General features: G+C 53.4%; 8 protein-coding genes. 2 read left to right on the forward strand and 6 right to left on the reverse strand.

Features of this window, described 5'->3' with window-relative positions; translation table 11 throughout:
• The 6 genes from Q1K24_RS08515 to Q1K24_RS08540 all read right to left on the reverse strand — a co-directional run.
• A partial coding sequence (locus Q1K24_RS08515; protein ID WP_300368858.1) for a chemotaxis protein CheW occupies window positions 1-425 on the reverse strand: 425 nt, incomplete at its 3' end.
• Window positions 415-1,212, reverse strand: coding sequence for a metallophosphoesterase (locus Q1K24_RS08520; RefSeq protein WP_300368861.1), 798 nt, complete (start codon window positions 1,210-1,212; stop codon window positions 415-417). The genes Q1K24_RS08520 and Q1K24_RS08515, both read right to left, overlap by 11 nt.
• A 9-nt stretch (window positions 1,213-1,221) precedes the next feature.
• Complete coding sequence (gene argC / locus Q1K24_RS08525) at window positions 1,222-2,229, reverse strand: N-acetyl-gamma-glutamyl-phosphate reductase (protein WP_300368864.1); 1,008 nt, start codon at window positions 2,227-2,229, stop codon at window positions 1,222-1,224.
• A 3-nt stretch (window positions 2,230-2,232) separates the two neighbouring features.
• Window positions 2,233-2,724: a transcription elongation factor GreA gene (greA, locus tag Q1K24_RS08530; protein ID WP_300368867.1), complete on the reverse strand. Its 492-nt coding sequence runs from the start codon at window positions 2,722-2,724 to the stop codon at window positions 2,233-2,235.
• A 91-nt stretch (window positions 2,725-2,815) separates the two neighbouring features.
• Window positions 2,816-3,856 (reverse strand): lipid-A-disaccharide synthase, encoded by a 1,041-nt coding sequence (gene lpxB, locus Q1K24_RS08535; protein WP_300368870.1) that lies wholly within the window; start codon window positions 3,854-3,856, stop codon window positions 2,816-2,818.
• Window positions 3,853-5,169, reverse strand: coding sequence for a hypothetical protein (locus Q1K24_RS08540; protein WP_300368873.1), 1,317 nt, complete (start codon window positions 5,167-5,169; stop codon window positions 3,853-3,855). The genes lpxB and Q1K24_RS08540 overlap by 4 nt, the downstream gene beginning before the upstream one ends.
• 49 nt (window positions 5,170-5,218) lie before the next feature.
• On the opposite strand from Q1K24_RS08540, the gene surE reads away from it, so the two are divergent.
• Both surE and Q1K24_RS08550 read left to right on the forward strand, forming a co-directional pair.
• Window positions 5,219-6,001 (forward strand): 5'/3'-nucleotidase SurE, encoded by a 783-nt coding sequence (gene surE, locus Q1K24_RS08545; RefSeq protein WP_300368876.1) that lies wholly within the window; start codon window positions 5,219-5,221, stop codon window positions 5,999-6,001.
• Between the two features lie 57 nt (window positions 6,002-6,058).
• Window positions 6,059-6,669, forward strand: a 611-nt coding sequence (locus Q1K24_RS08550; protein ID WP_300368878.1) for a ThiF family adenylyltransferase, incomplete at its 3' end; no start/stop codon positions are given.

The raw sequence follows: 6,669 nt of genomic DNA on the forward strand, positions 1-6,669 counted from the left end.
CCGGTTATTTTGCTTTTATCCAGCACACCCTGCCCCGACGAAAACGATGCGGGCTCGATATCGCTCCAGCTGATTCTTCGAATCCGTTTCGCTTCGTGTACGACGAAGCCGATCAGGATATTGTTGAATTCCGCGATAATGACCCGCGGATAAATCTCTTTGCTTTCAGGCGATTTGACACCCATCCATTTCGCCAGATCGACCACTGGAATCACGACGCCCCGCAGATCGAATATCCCTTCGATAAATTCGGGGACACCGGGAAGCTCGGTCAATTTCGGATATTTGATGATCTCCCGGACCTTCGATACATTGATCCCGTAAATCCCCTCGTAGATTTTTCCATTCTCCTCTTTGAAAATGCGAAAATCGACCAGCTCCAGCTCATTGGTCCCTACCTGTAAAATATCGCTTTTAGACCCCATTCCGATCCTTTGACTCTTTAAACTCTATTCCATTCCCGGAATTTTTCATTATGGTATAACTGCCGCTGCATGCAAACGCCGGCAGATTGACATATTCCACATCCGTAAACCGAAACATGACATTCTGGTGATAGTGTCCATCGATCCAGATGTCGAACGAATACTTTTCTTTCATTATTTTCATCCGCTCTCTCATACGTTCTTCGAAACCTTCGATGCGATAACACGGTCTCTTTTTTCTGTTGTAGTTCTCCAGCCATCGTATAATTGCACCATTGCATATCGTATCGATTCTATTGAGTATACGATCGACCCATCGATTGCGTATCCAGGCGGTATAGATCTCATACCCGATTCCCTGGAGAATATCGCCATGATGCAGTGCAATTCGCCGATCTGCAAATATTGCGATCAGCGGCTGTTGCGAACGCTCGACTATTTTTATCGTATCGCCGAAAATCTCTTTGAGACCAAAATCGTGGTTTCCCTCGAGATAGACAACCTCTGTCTGCATACTTATGCGTTCTAAAAGATCGACCATTTTTCGATTTGATTCAATCGAATTGGGAGCGTGGCCGAAAAGTAAATCGAATATATCTCCCATGAAGATCATTTGGGGTGGCAGATCTTCCGGCTCGAGTTTTGAAAGAAAATCGTAGAGGCTGGTATTGTAGTGGGCGTAATGGGCATCGGCGATCAGCCAGGCGCCCTCCTTGAGGATGAGTGTTGCGTGTTGCGTGTTGCGTGTTGAGTCGGCGACTCCAGAACCGTCACTGCCCACTGTCACTATCCACTCTCACGGAACATAGGCGAACTTCGGTATCCCGAGCGTCTCGTCGAATCCGCTGATGATGTTGGCGTTGACGACGGCCTGGGAACTGGCACCTCTCAGCAGATTGTCGATAGCGGAGCTTATGAAGAGGCTCTTTCCGTTCATCGTGGCGTAGATGTCGCAGAAATTGGTACCCGCCACCGATTTGATATCGACGGGTTCGGTGCGGACACGCACGAACGGTTCGTTTTTGTAGAGATCACGCAGCACTTCGATCGGATCGAGTTCGTTTTCGAGCTGCATATAGACGCTGCAGAGCATACCCCGCGTAACCGGCAGAAGATGGGGAACGAAATTGACCTGCACCTGTGTCACGAAAAGATCGTCGATCTTTTCGGCGATCTCCGGAGCATGCCGGTGTTTGATCGGATTGTAGGCGAAGACGTTTTCATTGATCGTTACGTAGTGGGTCGTGGCAGAGAGTTTCTTGCCGGCACCACTCACACCGCTTTTGGCGTCGATGAAGATCGGTGTGTCGGCTTTGATATAGGGAATGAATGGCAAAAGCCCCAGCAGCGACGCGGTCGGATAACACCCCGGATTGGCGACCAGTCCGGCTGTTTTGAGTCTCTCACGGTAAAATTCGGGAAGACCGTATACCGCTTCGGGCAGATGCTCCCTGTCTTCATGTGGGCAGTAGTGGGTTTCATAGGTATGCAGTTTGAGCCGATAATCCGCCGAAAGATCGACCACTTTCACACCGCGTTCGAGCAGCTCCTTCGCAAATCCCATCGCCGTTTTGTGTGGCAGTGCCAGAAACGCGATCTGCGCGATTTCGGCAACGGCCGAAGCGTCCGCCTTCTCGACAGGAAGCGAAACGACCTTTTCGAGCGAAGGGTGGAGCGCCTCGATCGTCGTCTCCCCTTCGCTCGTCGCCACATAGACCAGTTCGAACTGTGGATGCTGAAGAATGATCTTGACGAGTTCGAGCCCGGTATAGCCGCTTGCGCCGATAATCGCTACAGGAACCATCGATCAAACTCCGAAACAGATATCTTGATAGCAGACCTGCTCGATCTCATACTCTTTTTCGCCACCCGGGAGCCGCATGCGCACGTCGTCGCCGGGCTCTTTGCCGATCAGCTGCCGTGCCAGCGGCGAATGGTAGGAGATCAGACCCTTGTCGGGATTGGCTTCGCTCGCACCGACGATCGTGTAGGTCACCTCTTCGTCCGTATCGAGATCGATCAGCGTGACGGTCGAACCGAAACTGACACGTTTGTGCTCGAGAGCGGCGGGATCGACAACCTGTGCGCGCCCAAGAATATCCTCGAGTTCGGCGATACGGGCCTCCATGAGCCCCTGTTTCTCCTTGGCCGCATGGTATTCGGCATTCTCTTTCAGGTCACCCAGTTCCCGCGCTTTTTCGATCTCTTTGGCCACCGCAGGGCGTGCCGTCGATTTCAGATACTCCAGTTCATCATGAAGTTTTTTATAGCCATATTCGGTCATCGGCTCTTTCTGCATCGAACACTCTCCAAAAATTTTTTGTTTATTATACCCGGTTCATACGATTTGGTCGATCATCAATCACAGAAAAGTAATTTCCGTTCACGATTTACGAATCTCGATTCATGATCATTTTCGCGACCGCTTTGGCACTGCCGTGCTTCAAAATCGCTTTCAACTCGTCGCTCTTTTCCGTGAAGTGTCCACGGTCCATCGATTCGTAGAGCTCCAGCAGCCTCTCTTTGGTGACATCATCCTGGAAAATCTCCGGATGCACCGGCTCTTTTCCCGCGAAATCCATGATAATGTTGGCAAGCCCCTTGTAGGGGAGTTTGACGATGGCGTTTCCAATGATCCAATCGAGCACCCGTGCCTTGTATACCAGCACGAATGGTGTGCCGATCAGGGCCGTCTCCAGCGTCGCCGTCCCGCTGCACACAAAAGCGAAATGTGCCTGTGCCACCGCTTCCTGCGTATCCTTCACCACTTCAAAACCGGAGATGTCGCCGTACCACTCCCCGATTTTCTCCTCCCCGATAAACGAAGGGATCGAAAGAATCTTCCGTCGTCCCGGCAGTGCATCGGCCACCTCCCTGTAAACCGGCATCAGACGGGTGATTTCGCTTTTGCGGCTGCCCGGAAGGAAGGCGAGCGTTTCGATATTCTCCGTCGGCTTCCACCTCAGCGTGATCTCGTCCAGCAGCGGGTTGCCGACATATTCGGCGCGGGGATAGAATTGCCGTTCAAACGGAAAGATCGCCGCGAGCCGGTTGCAGTACCGATCCACTTTTTTCGCCCGCCCCTTCTTCCATGCCCACACTTTGGGCAGAATGTAGTAGATGATCTCCTTCTCGGGATACCTCTCCCGGATCGCTTTCGCCAACGGAAGATTGAATGCGGGCGCGTCGATCAGCAGCACTTTCTCACACTCTTTCGCCAGCGAAACCATCTCGGCCACCGCCTCTTTGCCCTTGAAATATTTCGCCAGCACATCGATAAAACCCATAACGGAAAATTCGTCCATCCCGTAAAGCGGTTCACCGAGACTTCTATCGAATATGCCGGAAATATGAACATCGGACAGCACATCGAGCAGATATTTCAGATGAAGATTCGCGGAAGGTTCCAGTGCACTCACCAACAGTTTCATGCGATTTCGAGCCTTTCATATTGCATTGAAGAGATATCGAACCGAAAGAGAGTCTCTTTGCCAAGTTCGGTCACATAGAGGTAGCACTCCGACTTGCAGATTCCGGTCGGGGCATCCACACTCTCCACCAGTGTCGTGACACGGCCGTTGAGCGGATCGTACACTTTGATCTTGTCATTGTAGGTATCACAGATGAAAATACGGTGGTTGCCGCATCCGCCTATACCGGCACAGAGCCCTTCGGGATGCTGAAGCCTCACCGTTTCACCAATCCCGTCCCGGTCTCCAAATGTGAAGAGATCCCACCCGATCGGTGTATGCACCACCCCCTCCTCAATGGAACGCAGTGCACTTCCTTCTGCATCGATGATATAGAGAACCTCGTCGAGCCAGTCGAGATCGGTCGGCTGGGCAAATTGTGCCTCACCCCGCATCACACCGTCTCTCAAACCCTCGGAACCAAGACCCGCCATCGGAACGAGCCCGCTCCCATCGTAGCGTATCTGCCATATCTGATGCGATCCGGCCACGGCGATCTGCAGCCCCTCCGCATTGCCGGTCAGACCGGTCGGAGATCGCAGTCCTTCGGCCACGATCTTCGTCGACCAGTTTTGAAGATCGACCGCCACAACTCTTCCTGCCGCCCGATCGGCCACATAGAGGATACCGTCGTGGGCAAAGAGTCCCTGAGGTTCCGCGAACCCTTCGACCGTCTTGAAGATACGGCCATGATGGGTGCAGACATGCACGGCGCCCAGGCCGATGTCACTCAGATACAGATGCGTCCGATCGGCATAGACTTTCGAAAAAGCGGAGACGATGCTTCCCGATTCCACCGCCCGGGCGCGCATCGTTTCATAATCCGCTTCGCCCATATACTCCTCGAACGCCTCCACCATTTTCGCAGCCGTTCCTTCGCCGCTGACCCTTGCGATCTCGTAACCGTCGGCAGAGAGAAGAATCAGCGTCGGCCATGCACGAACGGCAAAAGCGTCCCACAGCTTCCCTTCCGCATCGTTGACGACAGGATGGTCGATGCCGTATCTATGAATCAGCTTTCCGATCCATTCACTCTCTTTTTCGCGGTCGAATTTTCCGGTATGCACACCAATGAGAGCCAACGATTCCGGTATCGGCAGCGATGCGAGTTCGGCGATCATATGGATACAGTTGACGCAGCCACCTGTAAAAAAATGGAGCAACAGATGCCGGCCGGCCACGATATCGACGATATCCTCGCCCGATACCACATCCCGATATCCTGCAAGCGACGGTCCATGAACAATCGGTTTTTTTGTGTAAGAAATTTCCATTATTTGGCAATTATAATATAATTCACACAATTACATTCTGGAGCATAGTTTGAAACGTATTCTGATCACCAATGACGACGGTTTCGAATCACCGGGCCTTCATGCACTCGCCGAAGCGCTGCGGCCACTGGGGCATGTCACGATTGTCGCACCGACCCTCGAAAAGTCGGCATGCGGGCACAGCCTGACACTGACGCGGCCACTGCGGTTCGTCGAACTCGACGACGACTTTTTCAAACTCGACGACGGCACGCCCACCGACTGCGTCTACCTGAGCAAATACGCCCTCTTCGACGAACAGTGTATGCCGGACCTTGTCGTAAGTGGTATCAACAAGGGGGCCAACATGGGTGAGGACATCACCTACAGCGGTACGGCGGCGGGCGCGATGGAGGCAGTCCTGCAGGGTATTCCCGGCATAGCGATCAGCCAGGTCTGCGGCGGAACGGGATGCCGGGAGATCGACGAACTGGGGTATGAACTGGCCAAAGAGGCGGCTCACACGATCTGCAAAAAAATTTTGGAGGATGGTTTCCCGCTCGATGGCCGCAGGTTTTTGAATATCAACGTACCGCCGATCAAGCCCAAAGCTTGTCGTGGATACCGGATCACCAAAGCGGGATTCCGTCTATACGGCAACGATGCCCAACTGCACCGCAATCCACGCGGTGAGGAGTATTACTGGCTGGGGCTGCATCCGCTGCAATGGATTCCCGACGAAAGACAACTCTGCGACTTCGAAGCGATCAAGGACGGGTATGTCAGCATCACGCCGATTCAGCTCGATCTGACGAGTTACGAGGATATCGACAGACTCGGGGAGTGGCTTTGATCCGGTCATTGGTCACTGGTCATTGGTCATTGGGGAAAACGGTTTCGGAGTCTATCCGTGCGGTATGAGCGGTGTCGCGCACTTTTCGGTGAAGACCACGCAAGGCTGGCACGGGCCAAAGTGCTGCTGCTGGGTGTAGGCGGTGTGGGAGGCTTCTGCCTCGACTGCCTCTTTCGCACCGGCATCACCGATATCACGATCGTCGACTACGACATATTCGACGAAACCAATCAGAACCGGCAGATCGGTTCCGAGGCCGTAGGATCTGTCAAAGTACGCCGGCTGGCAGAGCTTTACCCCACCGTCACCCCCATCGAAGCGAAAGTGGATGCCGCATGGGTGGAAGCGTTCGATTTCACTCCCTACGATATCGTCCTCGACGCCATCGACGATATCCGCGCCAAAATCGCCCTCGCCCATAAAGTGTGGCCCAAACTCGTCAGCGCAACCGGCGGTGCCCGGAAGATCGACCCGACCAAAATCGAAATGGACTCCATCTGGAAAACCCACGGCGACCCCTTCGCCAGAAAGATTCGCTACGAACTGAAAAAGAGCGGATTCAAAGGGGACTATCTGGCGCTATTCAGCCCCGAAGAGCCGAAGTCCACGACAAAAGGGAGTTTCGTAGGCGTCACCGGAGCGTTCGGCCTCGCAATGTGCTCGGCGGC

The sequence above is a fragment of the Hydrogenimonas sp. genome (genome assembly GCF_029932565.1).
Taxonomy (GTDB): domain Bacteria; phylum Campylobacterota; class Campylobacteria; order Campylobacterales; family Hydrogenimonadaceae; genus Hydrogenimonas.